Source organism: Pseudomonas massiliensis (assembly GCF_000826105.1).
Taxonomy (GTDB): domain Bacteria; phylum Pseudomonadota; class Gammaproteobacteria; order Pseudomonadales; family Pseudomonadaceae; genus Aquipseudomonas; species Aquipseudomonas massiliensis.
This window is the reverse complement of the sequence record NZ_CCYK01000006.1, coordinates 654,273-669,276: the sequence shown is the minus strand read 5'-3', so window position 1 is coordinate 669,276 and position 15,004 is coordinate 654,273. Positions and strand designations below refer to the sequence as shown.

Annotated in this window: 17 protein-coding genes and 1 tRNA gene; all 18 read left to right on the top strand. The window is 62.4% G+C overall.

Annotation, left to right across the window (positions count from 1 at the left end; all coding sequences use genetic code 11):
* The first annotated feature begins 116 nt into the window (after nt 1-116).
* The 18 genes from BN1188_RS09095 to BN1188_RS09010 all read left to right on the top strand — a co-directional run bounded on the left by BN1188_RS09095 (nt 117) and on the right by BN1188_RS09010 (nt 14,988).
* Nucleotides 117-476, top strand: a complete 360-nt coding sequence (locus tag BN1188_RS09095; protein ID WP_052469219.1) for a ribbon-helix-helix domain-containing protein — start codon at nt 117-119, stop codon at nt 474-476.
* 103 nt (nt 477-579) lie between these two features.
* Complete coding sequence (locus BN1188_RS09090; RefSeq protein WP_040261076.1) at nt 580-801, top strand: FmdB family zinc ribbon protein; 222 nt, start codon at nt 580-582, stop codon at nt 799-801.
* An 83-nt stretch (nt 802-884) separates the two neighbouring features.
* Complete coding sequence (gene aspS / locus BN1188_RS09085; protein ID WP_040261074.1) at nt 885-2,660, top strand: aspartate--tRNA ligase; 1,776 nt, start codon at nt 885-887, stop codon at nt 2,658-2,660.
* A gap of 98 nt (nt 2,661-2,758) precedes the next feature.
* Nucleotides 2,759-3,505 (top strand): YebC/PmpR family DNA-binding transcriptional regulator, encoded by a 747-nt coding sequence (locus tag BN1188_RS09080; protein ID WP_040261072.1) that lies wholly within the window; start codon nt 2,759-2,761, stop codon nt 3,503-3,505.
* Nucleotides 3,502-4,032 (top strand): crossover junction endodeoxyribonuclease RuvC, encoded by a 531-nt coding sequence (ruvC, locus tag BN1188_RS09075; protein WP_040261071.1) that lies wholly within the window; start codon nt 3,502-3,504, stop codon nt 4,030-4,032. Before BN1188_RS09080 ends, ruvC begins: the two co-directional genes overlap by 4 nt.
* A 117-nt stretch (nt 4,033-4,149) precedes the next feature.
* Nucleotides 4,150-4,761, top strand: coding sequence for a Holliday junction branch migration protein RuvA (ruvA, locus tag BN1188_RS09070; RefSeq protein ID WP_040261070.1), 612 nt, complete (start codon nt 4,150-4,152; stop codon nt 4,759-4,761).
* Between the two features lies 1 nt (nt 4,762).
* On the top strand, nt 4,763-5,800 hold the full coding sequence (gene ruvB / locus BN1188_RS09065) for a Holliday junction branch migration DNA helicase RuvB (RefSeq protein WP_052469218.1): 1,038 nt from the start codon (nt 4,763-4,765) through the stop codon (nt 5,798-5,800).
* 140 nt (nt 5,801-5,940) lie between these two features.
* Entirely contained in the window at nt 5,941-6,408 is a 468-nt protein-coding gene (ybgC, locus tag BN1188_RS09060; protein ID WP_040261069.1) for a tol-pal system-associated acyl-CoA thioesterase, read from the top strand.
* Nucleotides 6,398-7,093 carry a protein TolQ gene (gene tolQ / locus BN1188_RS09055; RefSeq protein WP_040261067.1) on the top strand — a complete coding sequence of 232 codons (696 nt, stop codon included), beginning with the start codon at nt 6,398-6,400 and terminating at the stop codon, nt 7,091-7,093. Before ybgC ends, tolQ begins: the two co-directional genes overlap by 11 nt.
* 13 nt (nt 7,094-7,106) lie before the next feature.
* Nucleotides 7,107-7,559, top strand: a complete 453-nt coding sequence (gene tolR / locus BN1188_RS09050; protein ID WP_040261066.1) for a protein TolR — start codon at nt 7,107-7,109, stop codon at nt 7,557-7,559.
* Nucleotides 7,559-8,662, top strand: a complete 1,104-nt coding sequence (gene tolA, locus BN1188_RS09045; RefSeq protein WP_040261064.1) for a cell envelope integrity protein TolA — start codon at nt 7,559-7,561, stop codon at nt 8,660-8,662. Before tolR ends, tolA begins: the two co-directional genes overlap by 1 nt.
* Nucleotides 8,659-9,957, top strand: a complete 1,299-nt coding sequence (tolB, locus tag BN1188_RS09040) for a Tol-Pal system beta propeller repeat protein TolB (RefSeq protein ID WP_040261063.1) — start codon at nt 8,659-8,661, stop codon at nt 9,955-9,957. The genes tolA and tolB overlap by 4 nt, the downstream gene beginning before the upstream one ends.
* A 52-nt stretch (nt 9,958-10,009) precedes the next feature.
* Entirely contained in the window at nt 10,010-10,519 is a 510-nt protein-coding gene (pal, locus tag BN1188_RS09035; protein ID WP_040261062.1) for a peptidoglycan-associated lipoprotein Pal, read from the top strand.
* Between the two features lie 6 nt (nt 10,520-10,525).
* Nucleotides 10,526-11,347 (top strand): tol-pal system protein YbgF, encoded by an 822-nt coding sequence (gene ybgF / locus BN1188_RS09030; protein WP_040261061.1) that lies wholly within the window; start codon nt 10,526-10,528, stop codon nt 11,345-11,347.
* A gap of 159 nt (nt 11,348-11,506) precedes the next feature.
* On the top strand, nt 11,507-12,154 hold the full coding sequence (gene queE, locus BN1188_RS09025; protein WP_040261060.1) for a 7-carboxy-7-deazaguanine synthase QueE: 648 nt from the start codon (nt 11,507-11,509) through the stop codon (nt 12,152-12,154).
* Between the two features lie 28 nt (nt 12,155-12,182).
* Nucleotides 12,183-12,857, top strand: a complete 675-nt coding sequence (queC, locus tag BN1188_RS09020; protein WP_040261059.1) for a 7-cyano-7-deazaguanine synthase QueC — start codon at nt 12,183-12,185, stop codon at nt 12,855-12,857.
* A gap of 60 nt (nt 12,858-12,917) precedes the next feature.
* Nucleotides 12,918-12,993, top strand: a tRNA-Lys gene (locus tag BN1188_RS09015).
* A 186-nt stretch (nt 12,994-13,179) separates the two neighbouring features.
* Nucleotides 13,180-14,988 carry a bifunctional diguanylate cyclase/phosphodiesterase gene (locus tag BN1188_RS09010; protein ID WP_187375318.1) on the top strand — a complete coding sequence of 603 codons (1,809 nt, stop codon included), beginning with the start codon at nt 13,180-13,182 and terminating at the stop codon, nt 14,986-14,988.
* Nucleotides 14,989-15,004: the final 16 nt, after the last annotated feature.

Sequence of the window (15,004 nt, the reverse complement as noted above, 5' to 3'; positions counted from 1 at the left end):
CCGTCCTTTCCTACCCTTTTCTTTGCCGCTCTCTCTCCTTCCCGGCCTTCGCTAGCGCTTTCATAAGCCTGCGGTGCGCATGGCGCTGCGTGTCATACAGCCAAGGAAGGTGTCCTATGTTCATCAAGTGCTCCACGACTGGCGGCTGTCCGGCTGCCAAGCTCGCCCTCGATCCGTTCCGCAAGGATTTCGACATGGCGCTGGCCAGGCCCGTCGCTCGATCAGTGCGGCTCAATGGCTTCGCTACCTGCCTGCGCCTGGAGCGGGTGTACTGGAACATCCTGCAGAGCATGGCCGAGCGAAACCAGTGTACGGTGAGCCAGTTGCTTTCCTATCTCGACCGGGAGGTTCACCTGCGCCATGGTGGGGTCAAGAATTTCAGCGGTCTGGTCAGGGTGATCTGCGTTGCCTACGCGTTGGAACGGGCCGGCCTCCCGGCCGCCAGGCGGGAGCCGATAAACGTAGTCAGCGAATGAACCCGTAGCGAGGAGCTTGCAGGAGGGCGCGGTTAAGCAGATATAATTCCGGGTTTGAGCCACCCGCGCCACGTGCGCCACGTTCTAGCCGAGCAACCGCAAGATGCCCCTCTACAATTATCAATGCGAAAGCTGTGACCACTCGTTCGAGGCCATGCAGAAATTCAGCGACGCGCCCCTGGTCGACTGCCCCGCATGCGCGGCACCCAGCCTGAAGAAGGCAGTGTCCCGGGCGGGCTTCCGGCTCGGCGGCACGGGCTGGTACGAGACAGATTTCAAGACCGGCGCCAAGAAGAACCTGGCCGGCGCCGACAAGGCCGACTGAGTTGAACCCCTTGGCCGGGTGCTGCACACTGCCGGTGACGCGGCCCCGCCTGAACACGACTGACTATAAGTGAACCGACCATCATGATGCGCAGCCACTATTGCGGCCAACTGAACGAGAGCCTGGAAGGCCAGGAAATTACCCTCTGCGGCTGGGTGCACCGCCGTCGTGACCATGGCGGGGTGATCTTCCTCGATATCCGCGATCGCGAGGGAATGGCCCAGGTGGTCTTCGATCCGGATCGCGCGCAATCCTTCGCCGCCGCAGACCGCGTGCGCAGCGAATACGTGGTGCGCATCAGCGGCAAGGTGCGCCTGCGTCCGGCCGGCGCGGTCAACCCGAACATGGCCTCCGGCGCCATCGAGGTACTGGGCTATGAGCTGGAAGTCCTCAATGAATCGGAAACTCCTCCGTTCCCGCTGAACGAATATTCCGACGTTGGCGAGGAAACCCGCCTGCGCTATCGCTATATCGACCTGCGTCGCCCGGAAATGGCCGACAAGCTGCGCCTGCGCTCGCGCATCACCAGCTCCGTGCGCCGCTTCCTCGACGAGAACGGCTTCCTGGACGTGGAAACGCCGATCCTTACTCGCGCCACGCCTGAAGGCGCGCGCGACTATCTGGTGCCCAGCCGCACCCATGCGGGCAATTTCTTCGCCTTGCCTCAGTCGCCCCAACAGTTCAAGCAGCTGTTGATGGTCGCCGGCTTCGATCGCTATTACCAGATCGCCAAGTGCTTCCGTGATGAAGACCTGCGGGCCGACCGCCAGCCGGAATTCACTCAGATCGACATCGAAACCAGCTTCCTGGACGAATCGGAGATCATGGGCCTGACCGAAGCCATGATCCGCCAACTGTTCAAGGACGTGCTGAACGTCGAGTTCGGCGAATTCCCGCACATGACCTACGAGGAGGCGATGCGTCGCTACGGCTCGGACAAGCCGGACCTGCGCATTCCGCTGGAACTGGTGGACGTGGCCGACCAGCTCAAGGGCGTGGACTTCAAGGTGTTCAGTGGCCCGGCCAATGATCCCAAATGCCGAGTCGCTGCCCTGCGCCTGCCAGGCGGCGCGAGCATGCCGCGCAGCAAGATCGACGACTACACCAGGTTCGTCGGCATCTACGGTGCCAAGGGCCTGGCCTACATCAAGGTCAACGAGCGCGCCAAGGGCGTCGAGGGCCTGCAGTCGCCTATCGTCAAGAACATTCCGGAAGAAAACCTCAACGTGATCCTCGATCGCGTGGGCGCCGTCGATGGCGATATCGTCTTCTTCGGCGCGGACAAGGCCAAGATCGTCAGCGAGGCACTGGGCGCCTTGCGCATTCGCCTGGGCACCGACTTCCAGCTGCACACCTGCGAATGGGCACCGATGTGGGTCATCGATTTCCCCATGTTCGAAGAGAACGACGACGGCAGCGTCAGCGCCGTGCACCACCCGTTCACCGCGCCCAAATGCTCCCCGGCCGAGCTTGAGGCAAACCCGAGCGGCGCGTTGTCCCGGGCCTATGACATGGTGCTCAACGGCACCGAGCTGGGCGGTGGTTCCATCCGTATCCATCGCAAGGAAATGCAACAGGCGGTGTTCCGCCTGCTGGGTATCGACGCGGCGGAGCAGGAAGAGAAGTTCGGCTTCCTCCTCGATGCGCTCAAGTTCGGCGCACCGCCCCATGGCGGACTGGCCTTCGGCCTCGATCGCCTGGTGATGCTGATGACCGGCGCCCAGTCCATTCGAGAGGTGATCGCCTTCCCGAAAACCCAAAGTGCCGCCGACGTCATGACCCAGGCGCCTGGTGCGGTCGATGCCAAGGCACTGCGCGAGCTGCACATTCGCCTGCGCGAGCAGCCCAAGGCCGAGTAAATCGAGCAGGCGCCTCGGCGTCGCTGGCAGTACCCTCGCGCCCCCGCCGCGTCATACGCGCGGGGGCGGTTTTGTAATGAATACGTATCGGAGTCTTTATGGCAGGTCATTCCAAGTGGGCGAACATCAAGCACCGCAAAGAACGCCAGGATGCCAAGAGGGGCAAGATCTTCACCAAATGGATTCGCGAGCTGACCGTGGCGGCCAAGCAGGGTGGAGGTGACCCCGCGTCCAACCCGCGCCTGCGGCTGGCCCTGGACAAGGCCCTGGGCGCCAACATGAGCCGGGAGATCATCGACCGCGCCATCGCGCGCGGGGCGGGCTCCACCGAAGGCGAGAATGTCGAGGAACTGAGCTACGAAGGCTACGGCCCTGGCGGCGTGGCGGTCATGGTGGAAGCCATGAGCGACAACCGCAATCGCACCGCCGCGGCCGTTCGTCATGCATTCAGCAAGTGCGGCGGCAACCTGGGTACCGATGGTTCGGTGGCCTACCTGTTCGAGCGCAAGGGGCAGTTGAGCTTCGCCCCGGGCGTGGATGAAGAGGCCCTGACCGAGGCGGCCATCGAGGCCGAAGCGGACGACGTGGTCAGTCATGAAGATGGCTCGGTGGACGTGTTCACCTCCTTCGCCAGCTTCTATGCGGTACGTACCGCATTGGAAGCCGCCGGTTTCAAGGCCACCGATGCCGAGATCATCATGGCGCCGAGCACTCAGGCCGAGCTCGACCGCGAAGGGGCGGAAAAAGTGCTCAAGCTGCTCGACATGCTGGAGGACCTGGACGACGTTCAGAACGTCTACTCCAACGCCGCCATCGCCGATGACATCATGGAACAACTCGGTTGAGCCTGATCCTGGGCATCGACCCCGGTTCGCGGATCACCGGCTATGGCGTGGTGCTCGATCGCGGGCTCGGGCGCGGCTGCGAGTATGTCGCCTCCGGATGTATCCGAACCGGTAGCGGCGAGCTGCATGAGCGCCTGCAGGTGGTGTATCGCAGCGTGCGCGAGGTCATCAGCGTTCACGGGCCCGTCACCATGGGTATCGAGCGCGTATTCATGGCCCGCAACGCCGACTCGGCGCTCAAGCTGGGGCAGGCCCGTGGCGCTGCCATAGTCGCGGCGGCGGAGGAGGGGCTGGAAATTGCCGAATACTCCGCCACGCAGGTCAAGCAGGCCATCACCGGCACGGGCGGGGCCAGCAAGGAGCAGGTACAGCTGATGGTGATGCATTTGCTCAAGCTGACCACCAAGCCGCAGATCGATGCTTCCGATGCCCTGGCCATTGCGCTGTGCCACGCGCATACCCGCTCCAGCCTGGTGCCACACGGACTCAATACCGCGCGAAGCCGGGGCGGCCGTCTCAGGCTATAGCGGCAGCATTCGCTCAAACTTTTTCATTTGCCGATGCCTGCCATGCTGCGATCATGCGCGCAGGCTCGTTAACAGCCCCGGTTCCCTGCAGGGGCTCCGGTATCTCAGGACTCGATCGTGATCGGACGCTTGCGCGGCACCCTGGCGGAAAAACAACCGCCGCACCTTATTCTCGACGTCAACGGCCTCGGCTATGAACTCGAGGTGCCCATGACCACGCTTTATCGCCTGCCGCCGGTCGGCCAGGCGCTGACGCTGCACACCCATCTGGTGGTCCGCGAGGACGCCCAGTTGCTGTATGGTTTCTACGAGCGCCGGGAGCGCGAACTGTTTCGCGAGCTGATTCGTCTCAACGGCGTCGGCCCCAAGCTGGCCCTGGCCCTGATGTCCAGCCTGGAGGTGGACGAGCTGATCCGCTGCGTCCAGGCCCAGGACACCAGTGCCTTGGTCAAGGTGCCAGGGGTTGGCAAGAAAACCGCCGAGCGCCTGCTGGTCGAGCTCAAAGATCGCTTCAAGGCCTGGCAGACAGTGCCGGCGATGTTCGAGCTGGTGCCCGACGACGGGCCAATCGCCCGAGCGCCGGTGGCCACGGCGGAAACGGACGCGGTCAGCGCGCTCATTTCGCTGGGGTACAAGCCGCAGGAGGCCAGCAAGGCCGTGTCGGCGGTGAACGAGAAGGGCCTGTCCAGCGAAGACCTCATCCGCCGGGCGCTCAAGGGGATGATCTGACGTGATTGAAGCCGACCGCCTTATTTCCGCCAGCGGGCGCGACCGTGAAGAACAGCAGGACCGCGCGATCCGCCCGCTCAAGCTCGCCGAGTACATTGGCCAGCCTGTGGTGCGGGAACAGATGGAACTGTTCATCCAGGCCGCGCGCGGGCGGTCGGAGTCCCTGGACCATACCCTTATCTTCGGCCCGCCTGGGCTGGGCAAGACGACCCTGGCCAACATCATCGCCGAGGAGATGGGCGTTTCCATCAAGAGCACTTCCGGGCCTGTGCTCGAGCGGCCTGGTGACCTGGCGGCCATGCTGACCAACCTCGAACCCCATGATGTGCTCTTCATCGACGAGATCCATAGACTGTCGCCCATCGTGGAGGAAGTGCTCTACCCGGCCATGGAAGACTTCCAGCTGGATATCATGATCGGCGAGGGGCCGGCTGCGCGGTCCATCAAGCTGGACCTGCCTCCCTTCACCCTGGTAGGCGCCACCACTCGCGCCGGCATGCTGACCAACCCCCTGCGGGACCGTTTCGGGATCGTCCAGCGCCTGGAGTTCTACAGCGATGCGGACCTGGCCACCATCGTCGGCCGCTCCGGTCGTATCCTGGGCCTGAACATCGACCCTGACGGCGCTTTCGAGATCGCCCGGCGCGCCCGGGGCACGCCACGTATCGCCAATCGTCTCCTGCGTCGGGTCAGGGACTACGCCCAGGTGCGTGGCAAGGGTGAAATCAGCAAGGCGGTCGCGGACCTGGCCCTGAACATGCTCGACGTGGACGAGCGAGGCTTCGATCACCAGGACCGCCGCCTGCTGCTGACCATGATCGAGAAGTTCGACGGCGGCCCCGTCGGCGTGGACAACCTGGCCGCCGCCATCAGCGAGGAACGTCATACCATCGAGGATGTGCTCGAGCCTTACCTGATCCAGCAAGGCTACATCATGCGTACGCCCCGTGGGCGCGTGGTGACTCGGCATGCCTACCTGCATTTCGGGCTCAACCGCGCCGAGCGTTCCGAACCGGGCTTCGAGGACGAGAACCCATGAAAGGGCTCGGTGGCGCTGATCGAATCGGCGATTCCATGGTCCTAGGGGCAGATGTGACGGTTGCTTTGTCCAAGGCCTCCAAGTCATTGAAAAAACAATTGCCAGGCCGGATTGGCAACCCAGGGAGTTCGCACTAGAGTATGCGCGCGCAAAACGGGCTTGCGCCGTTCGTTCATCGTTGTCGCGTGTACTACGAGGACACCGATGCCGGCGGCATCGTTTATTACGTCAACTACCTCAAGTTCATGGAACGGGCACGCACCGAGCGTCTGCGCGAGCTGGGCTATGTGCAATCCGTGCTGGCGGCGGAAAACCTGCTGTTCGTCGTTCATTCCAGCGAGGCCCGCTACCACGAGCCGGCGCGACTGGACGACGAATTGCACGTCAGCGCCCAGGTGTGCGAACTGAACCGCGCCAGCCTGCGCTTCGTGCAGCAGGTCAGGCGGGCGTCGGACGATCGCCTTCTGTGCGAGGGCCGGTTCCTGGTGGCGTGCGTGCGCGCCGACAATTTCAAACCCCGAGCCATTCCACCCGCCATGCGCGCGGCATTCGCCGAAGACGATGGCTTGGGTACAACTAAAGAGCAGGAGAACCAGCGTGGAAGCTAACGCCGTCGACCATACCTCCATGTGGAGCCTGGTCAGTAACGCCAGTATCGTCGTTCAACTGGTGATGCTGATCCTGGTGGCCGCTTCGGTCACCTCGTGGGTCATCATCTTTCAGCGCAGCAACCTGATCAGGGCGGGGCGTCGCGCCCTGGATACCTTCGAGGAACGTTTCTGGTCGGGCATCGACCTTTCCAAGCTGTATCGCCAGGCCGGTAGCAACCCGGACCCTGACTCGGGCGTGGAGCAGATCTTCCGCGCCGGCTTCAAGGAATTTTCTCGCCTGCGGCAGCAACCAGGCGTGGACCCTGACGCGGTCATGGAAGGCGTAGGCCGGGCCATGCGCGTGGCCATCTCCCGCGAGGAAGAAAAGCTGGAGCAAACCCTGCCGTTCCTGGCGACCGTGGGTTCCACCAGCCCCTACATCGGCCTGTTCGGAACGGTCTGGGGCATCATGAACTCTTTCCGCGGCCTGGCCGCGGTGCAGCAAGCCACCCTTGCTACCGTGGCGCCGGGAATCGCGGAGGCGCTGATCGCCACCGCCATCGGCCTGTTCGCCGCCATCCCGGCGGTAATCGCCTACAACCGCTTCTCGGCGCGTAGCGAAACCCTGATCGGCCGCTACTACACCTTCGCCGACGAGTTCCAGGCGATCCTGCACCGCAAAGTGCACACCAGCGAAGAGTAAGCAGGTATTTCCCATGGCTCGAGTTCGGCAAAAACGCAAGCCGGTGGCCGAGATGAACGTAGTGCCCTACATCGACGTGATGCTGGTGCTGCTGGTCATCTTCATGGTTACCGCTCCCATGCTCAACCAGGGGGTGAAGGTTGACCTGCCCAAGGTGTCCAGCGAGGCCCTGCCCCAGGACAACAACACCCAGGTGCTGACCATCTCCATCAAGGCGGACAAAACCTACTATTGGAACCTGGGTAGCGAGGTCGATACCGACAAACAGATGGCCAAGGCCAATACCTTGCCGCAGATGACCCAGGCCGTGACCGCGATCATCAACCAGGGCAATGCCAACGGCAAGAAGACCCAGGTGTTCATCCGGGGCGACAAGTCGGTCGACTATGGCGCCGTCATGGGCGCCATGGGTGGGCTGCAGAAGGCCGGTGTCGGTAACGTCGGCCTGATCACCGAGGCCCCGTGATGCGACATCGAGAGCATTCCGCCTCGGAAAACTACTTCTGGCCCACTGTATGGGCCGTCGCGCTGCATGCGCTCATCTTCGGCATGCTGTTCGTCAGCTTCGCCATGACGCCGGAACTGCCTCCGGCCAAGCCTATCGTCCAGGCGACCCTCTACCAGCTCAAGTCCAAGAGCCAGGCCACCACCCAGACCAACCAGAAGCTTGCGGGCGAGGCGAAGAAATCCGCCGCGCGCCAGACCGAAGTCGAGCAGATGGAAACCAAGAAGGTGGAGCAGGAGGAGATAAAGGCGGCGGAACAAAAGAAAGCCGAGGCCGCTCAAAAAGCCGAAGCCGCCCGCCAGGCCGACGAAGCCAAGAAAGCCGAGGCCGCCGCCAAGGCCGCTGAAGCCGCCAAGGCCGCGGAAGCGGCGAAGGCTGCCGAAGCCGCCAAGGCCGCCGAGGCGAAGAAAGCCGAGCAGGCCGAGATCGCCAAGAAGAAGGCTGCGGAAGAAGCGAAGAAAGAGGCCGAGGAAGAGGCCAAGAAGCAGGCTGCCGAAGAGGCCAAGAAGAAAGCCGCCGCCGATGCCGCCAAGGCTGCCGAGGAAGCCAAGAAAAAAGCCGCGGATGATGCCAAGGCCAAGGCCGCCGAGGAAGCCAAGGCCAAGGCTGCGGAGGAGGCCAAGAAAAAGGCCGCCGCCGATGCCGCGAAGAAGAAGGCCCAGGAAGCGGCCCGCAAGGCTGCCGAAGACAAGAAAGCCCAGGCGCTGGCGGACTTGCTGTCCGACACGCCCCAGCGGCAGCAGGCGCTGGCCGATGAACAGGGAGACGAGGTCGCTGGCAATTTCGATGACCTGATTCGTTCGCGCGCCGCCGAGGGTTGGGCACGGCCACCATCGGCGCGCAAGGGCATGACGGTTGTGCTGCAGATCAACATGCTGCCTGATGGCACCATCACCAACGTCAGCGTGGCGAAGTCCAGTGGGGACGCCCCCTATGACAGCTCCGCGGTGGCGGCGGTGAAGAACATTGGTAGGTTGACGGAAATGCAGGGCATGAAACCCAGCGACTTCAACCAGTACCGCTCCTTCAAAATGACATTCACACCTGAGGATCTTGCGTTGTGATTAATCTTCTTCGAGGCCTGCTTGTCGTGCTCTGTTGCGCGGCGGGCCTGGCCCAGGCCGACGAAAAAAACATCATGGTCACCAGCGGCACCGACCGGGCGACGCCCATCGCCGTGGTGCCCTTCGGGTACCAGGGTGGTGCGCTGCCCGACGACATGGCGCAGATCATCGGCGACGACCTGCGCAACTCCGGCTACTACGCGCCCATTCCACGGCAGAACATGATCAGCCTGCCGTCCCAGCCCAGCGAAGTGATCTTCCGGGACTGGAAAGCCCTGGGCGCCCAGTACCTGATGGTGGGCAGCATCGTGCCAGCTGGCGGCCGTCTTCAGGTGCAATACACCCTGTTCAACGTGGCCACGGAACAGCAGGTCAGCACCGGTAGCGTAAGCGGTGGGGTAGACCAGCTGCGCGACATGGCTCACTACATCGCCGACCAGTCGTTCGAGAAGCTCACCGGCATCAAGGGCGCCTTTTCCACTCGCATGCTCTATGTCACCGCCGAGCGTCTGGGTGGCAACAACGTGCGCTATACCCTGCAGCGCTCGGACTACGACGGCGCACGCGCCGTGACCCTGCTGCAGTCCCGTGAGCCGATCCTGTCGCCGCGCTACGCGCCCGATGGCAAGCGTATCGCCTACGTTTCCTTCGAGCAGAAGCGTCCGCGCATCTTCATTCAATACGTGGACACCGGCCGTCGTGAGCAGCTGACCAACTTCGAAGGCCTGAACGGTGCGCCGGCGTTCTCTCCGGACGGCAATCGCCTGGCGTTCGTACTGTCCAAGGATGGCAATCCGGAAATCTACGTGATGGACCTGGGCAGCCGTGGCCTGACCCGAGTGACCAACAGCCCGGCCATCGACACCGAACCTTTCTGGGGCAAGGATGGCTCTACGCTGTACTTCACGTCCGACCGCGGTGGCAAGCCACAGATCTACAAGACCAGCGTGGGTAGCGGCAATGCCGAACGGGTGACCTTCGTTGGCAACTACAACGCGAACCCGAAACTGTCGGCGGATGAAAAGACGCTGGTGATGATCCATCGGCAGGACGGCTTCACCAATTTCAAGGTGGCTTCCCAGGACCTCGTCCGTGGTAACGTCAAGATTCTCACGGACTCCAGTCTTGATGAGTCGCCCACTGTTGCGCCCAACGGCACCATGGTAATCTACGCCACCCGCTCGCAGGGCCGGGGAGTCTTGATGCTCGTGTCGCTAAATGGCCGCGTGAGGCTCCCGCTTCCTACCGCTCAAGGCGAAGTCAGAGAACCGTCCTGGTCCCCTTACCTGAACTGACGCGGCGCACAACGTTACACTTAACACACTGGGGTTCATTAGGAGTTTCACGATGGAAATGCTGAAGTTTGGTAAATTCGCTGCGCTGGCCCTGGCCATGGCCGTGGCTGTAGGTTGCTCCTCCAAGGGCGGTGACAACGCTGGTGAAGGCGCTGGCGCCGGCGCCGTAGACCCGAACGCTGGCTACGGTGCAAACACCGGTGCCGTCGACGGCAGCCTGAGCGACGAAGCCGCTCTGCGCGCTATCACCACCTTCTACTTCGAATACGACAGCTCCGACCTGAAGCCGGAAGCCATGCGTGCCCTGGACGTCCACGCCAAGGACCTGAAAGCCAGCGGTGCTCGCGTCGTCCTGGAAGGTAACACCGACGAGCGCGGTACCCGCGAATACAACATGGCGCTGGGTGAGCGTCGTGCCAAGGCCGTTCAGCGTTACCTGGTTCTGCAGGGCGTTTCTCCTGCTCAGCTGGAAATCGTTTCCTACGGTGAAGAGCGTCCAGTCGCTACCGGCAACGACGAGCAGTCCTGGGCTCAAAACCGTCGCGTCGAACTGCGTAAGTAATTCGTCATGCGAGCGTGCCGTCGTGTTGTAACTGCCTTGGCGCTGTCCCTCCCGTTTTCGGTGTGGGCGGCGGTTCCCGTGGTCGATGGAAGCGGTGCCGGTAGCGGTACCAGCTATCCACCCTCCGGTTATGGCACGAGCGGCGCCTACGCCGGGTCAGGAGCCTCGTCGGCTCCTGTCTCGGCGCAGGGCGAGCTGTTCATGCAATTGCAACAAATGCAGGAAGATATCGCTCGGCTTCGCGGCCAGCTTGAAGTCCAGCAGAACCAGATCCAGCAGATGAAACAGGAAGCACTGGATCGCTACCAGGACCTCGACCGTCGAATCGGTACGGGTGCCCCGGTGCAACAATCGGCCCCGGCCGACGCTTCCCAGATTCCCGCCACTGGCGGCGCTCCAGGCGCCGACATGGCTCCGGCCGATCAGCCAGCCGCCAACGCTGAGCCAGCGGACCCGGCCAAGGAAAAGCTCTATTACGATGCTGCCTTCGACCTGATCAAGGCGAAGGATTTCGACAAGGCAAGCCAGGCATTTTCGGCTTTCCTGCGCAAATACCCCAATAGCCAGTACGCCGGCAACGCGCAGTACTGGCTGGGCGAAGTCAACCTGGCCAAGGGCGACCTTCAGGGCGCGGGCCAGGCCTTTGCCAAGGTCAGCCAGCTCTACCCCAAGCACCCGAAGGTGCCTGACGCCATGTACAAACTGGCCGATGTGGAACGTCGGCTGGGCCATACCGATCGGGTGAAGCCGATTCTGCAGCAGGTGGTCAGCCAGTTCCCGGGTACGGCGGCGGCGCAATTGGCGCAACGAGACCTGCAGCGGCTCTGAGCCACTTTGCAACGCTTGTGAATGAACCCGCGCATGACGCGGGTTTTTTCGCTAGAATCTGCGCCCTTTATCAACGACCTTCGTTCGCCCGGCCCCGCCGGTGGGCGCAGGTGCTAGCGGAGGCGGGTGGCCTGTTTAGCTGCCACGCCCGTGGCGATCATGTCTGACACTCTACGCATTACCGAAATCTTCCACTCGCTGCAGGGGGAGACACGGACCGCGGGCCTACCCACGGTTTTCGTACGGCTCACCGGCTGTCCGCTGCGCTGCCAATACTGCGACAGCGCCTACGCCTTCAGTGGCGGAACGCTCATGACCCTGGACAGCATCCTGGCGCAAGTAGCGGCGTTGCGTCCGCGCTATGTTTGCGTAACCGGTGGCGAGCCCTTGGCGCAGCCTAATGCTATCCCTTTGCTGCAAAGGCTCTGCGACGCGGGCTATGACGTATCCCTGGAGACGAGCGGGGCCCTGGATATTTCTGCTACCGATACGCGAGTGAGTCGGGTAGTGGACTTGAAGACGCCCGGCTCCAAGGAATCTCACCGCAATCGCTACGAGAACATGGCGCTGTTGACCAGGAACGACCAGGTCAAATTCGTGATCTGTTCCCGAGAGGATTATGACTGGGCCGTTTCCAAGATGATCGAATACAACCTGGGCGAGCGGGCCGGTGAAGTGCTGTTCTCGCCCAGCCATCATGACATCAGCGCGACAGCCCTCGCCGACTGGATAGTGGCGGATAACTTGCCGGTGCGCTTCCAGTTGCAGCTGCATAAGTTGCTATGGAACGACGAGCCAGGCCGCTGAACCAATCGCTGACCAAGGAGAAGCATTCATGTCTGAGAAGAGAGCCGTTATCCTGCTGTCCGGTGGCCTGGATTCTGCCACAGTGGTGGCCATGGCCCGCGCCGAGGGCTACGCCTGCTACACCATGAGCTTCGATTATGGTCAGCGTCACCGCGCCGAGCTCCAGGCCGCGGCGCGGGTCGCCAAGGACCTGGGCGCCGTGGCGCACAAGGTCATCGGGCTCGACCTGGACGGCATGGGTGGTTCGGCATTGACCGATACCAGCATCGATGTACCTGAAGCGCCCACCGAAGGCATTCCAGTAACCTACGTTCCCGCGCGCAATACCGTATTCCTCTCCCTGGCGTTGGGCTGGGCCGAAGTCCTGGGCGCGCGCGATATCTTTATCGGCGTGAATGCCGTCGACTATTCAGGTTACCCAGATTGCCGTCCGGAGTTCGTCGAAGCCTTCGAGCGTCTTGCCAACCTTGCCACCAAGGCGGGCGTGGAAGGGCAGGGCTTTAGAATCCAGGCACCGCTGCAGAACATGAGCAAGGCGCAGATCGTGCGCAGAGGCATTGCCGAGGGTGTGGACTACAGCCTCACCGTGTCGTGCTACCAGGCCGATGAAGACGGGCGCGCCTGTGGCAAGTGTGACAGTTGCCGCTTGCGTGCTGAAGGTTTTGCTGCCGCCGGTGTCGCTGACCCTACCCACTACCGGTAAAGTTTTTCCCATCGGGGGTTGATTACTGCTTAGAAATCAGTATGATGCGCACCACCAAGCGGGTCGTTAGCTCAGTTGGTAGAGCAGTTGGCTTTTAACCAATTGGTCGTAGGTTCGAATCCTACACGACCCACCATATTCGAAGGCACCGCCAAGGCGGTGCCTTTTCTTTTTTCGCGATTCAAGTTCATCCCGGCAAGCCCGATAAAGAGTTGCCCATGCCCGATGCCGAGCAAGCACGCGGCGGGCAATGCTCAGGCCGCCGTGGTTGAATGTCATGCAAATCGCCCCTCTACCTTTGAATGGAGCAGCGCGTCTACAGATGCTGCATCGTCTCGAGCTTCTGGATACGCCGGCCGAAGAAGGGTTCGACCGCGCCACCCGAGTGCTGGCCCAATTGCTGCAAGTCCCTATCGCCCTGGTATCGCTGGTCGATGACAAGCGCCAGTGGTTCAAGTCCAAGGTCGGCCTGGAGATATGCCAGACCGGCCGGGACCTAGCCTTCTGCGCACACGCATTGCATGCGTCCTCTATCCTGATCGTAGAGGACGCACTGCTGGACCCTCGCTTCGCTGACAACCCTCTGGTTACAGGCGCGCCGAATGTACGCTTTTACGCCGGAGTGCCGCTGGTTTGCGAAGACGACCTGGTACTGGGCACGCTTTGCGCGATTGACAGCCAGCCTCGCCAGTTGAGCGAAGGGGAAATCAGCGCGATGATCGACCTTGCCCGAATGGTGGAACGCGATATCCGCCAGCGCTGGGTCACCCAGGAGGCGCGCCAGGTGAACGAAGATGAGCGTCGCGCTCGCTCACTGATGGAAACGCACTTCGCTACCATCTTTCAGAAGGCGGCCACAGGCAAAGCCCTGGTGGATCTGCAAGGCCGGTTCACCGAGGTCAATGCCCGTTTGTGTACGCTTACCGGGTACAGCCGCGCGGAGTTGCTCGACCGTACCTTTGCTGACATCACCTATTGCGAAGATCTTGAGGCTGGGCTAAGGCTCCAGCGTGATGCCCTGGCCGGCCTGCGCGATACCTATTTCCTGGAGAAACGCTACGTACGCGCCGACGGCAGCCTGGTGTGGGTCGAGGTCAGTGTTGCCCTGGTGCGTGATGAAATCGGCGCGCCCCTGCATTGCATCGTGGATATCCTGGACATTGGCCAGCGCAAGCAGGATGAAGCCTTGCTCAAGGACTACCACGCGGAGCTCGAGCGTCGAGTGTCGGTACGTACCACGGAAGTGATGAACAGCCGGGCGACCCTGCAGGCGATCACGGACAACCTGCCCATTCTGATCTCCCATGTGGATAGAAACCTGCGCTACCTGTTCCTCAATGATGTCTATCGGCAGATTTTCGGGGTGGTTCCGGCTGAGCTCTTGGGGCGGGCGGTGAAAGACGTACTGGCGCCAGCGCTGTATGAGCAGCTTGAGCCCTATTTCAGACGCGCCTTGGCTGGCGAGCGGGTAGTGAACGATCACGTGCTCTACCAGGCCGATACGAACCGCATATGGGCAGCCAGCTATATCCCTGACATCCGTGATGGTCAGGTACAGGGCTTTTATGTCATGTCCCAGGATGTCACCGAGCGCAAGCAGGTCGAGCGCGCCCTGCGCGACAAGGCCATGCGTGACCCGCTGACAGGTCTGCCCAATCGCCGGGCCCTGAATGAAATGCTGCTCGAATCGGCAGGCTCGGATCAAGCGCGCTTCGCCGTGTTTTTCCTGGACCTTGATGGTTTCAAACAGGTCAATGATGCCCATGGGCATGACGTAGGCGACGAGCTGCTCAAGGCGGTGGCGTTGCGCTTGCAGAGAACCTTGCGCCGGGATGACTTCGTCTGTCGCCTGGCGGGCGATGAATTCGTGCTCGTGGCGCGTGGTGTAGCTGACAGCAAGGTGGCCGAGCGCATCGCCCAGAGCGTATGTGTGGCCCTGGGCGCACCCTTCGAGCTGGAAGGCGCGCTGGTGAACGTTGGGGTAAGCGTGGGTGTGGCTCTGCAGGCCGGTGCGCTGGACCGCCCGGTCGGTGACCTGCTCAGCGAAGCGGATGCTGCCATGTACGAGGTCAAGCGGCGCGGGCGCAACGGTTACAAGCTAGCGATCCCGGAAGGGGTCGCGGCGGTGTAGCCATTTACGCCGCGAA